The organism is Cellulomonas sp. P4_H12 (assembly GCF_056400905.1).
This window is the reverse complement of record NZ_JBFUKJ010000105.1, coordinates 1-608: the sequence shown is the minus strand read 5'-3', so window position 1 is coordinate 608 and position 608 is coordinate 1. Positions and strand designations below refer to the sequence as shown.

The following is a 608-nucleotide window of genomic DNA, read 5'->3' as shown; positions in this document are numbered from 1 at the left end:
TGCTGGAGTTGCACGAGGCGCAGGCCGGCACGATGTTGCCCAGCGTGTAGCGGCCGCCTCGCGAGATCGGCAGGACGCAGTCGCGCTGCAGCGGTTGGTCCCGGGCGCCGCAGTAGGCGCAGCCGTTCCATGCCTCCTGTAGCGCGGTCCACTGCGGGGCGGTGAGGTCGTGCTCGACGAGGTCCATCCGCCGCTTGCGTCGCCGCGCGTACCTGGACTTGCGGCTGATCGCCATGGCCACACTCTACCGTCGCTGGGCACGGCGAAGGCCCCGGCACATGGCGGTTTCAGGGGGTCGTCGCAACACTGCCTGGCATCAGGCGGTAAGTAGATCACGCAGACGCTCGGCTGGGGTTTCCCAGTCGAGCGTTTTGCGTGGTCGGCCGTTGAGTTGCTGGGCGACGTGTTCGAGGTCTTCGGGTCCGAAGGCGCTCAGGTCGGCGCCCTTGGGGAAGTACTGCCGCAGGAGTCCGTTGGTGTTCTCGTTGGTGCCGCGTTGCCAGGGGCTGGCCGGGTCGCAGAAGTAGACCGCCATGTCGGTGGCCAGCGAGAACTGCCTGTGCTTGGCCATCTCGCAGCCCTGATCCCAGGTCAGCGATCCCCGTAGG

At 67.6% G+C, this 608-nt stretch carries 2 protein-coding genes; both read right to left on the bottom strand.

Going from position 1 to position 608, the window contains the following annotated elements; all coding sequences use genetic code 11:
- On the bottom strand, positions 1 to 235 hold a 235-nt coding region (locus tag AC1DQC_RS19995), incomplete at its 3' end, for an HNH endonuclease (protein ID WP_477052975.1).
- 81 nt (positions 236 to 316) lie between these two features.
- Positions 317 to 608: IS30 family transposase (locus tag AC1DQC_RS19990; RefSeq protein ID WP_477052974.1), on the bottom strand; the 292-nt coding region annotated here is incomplete at its 5' end.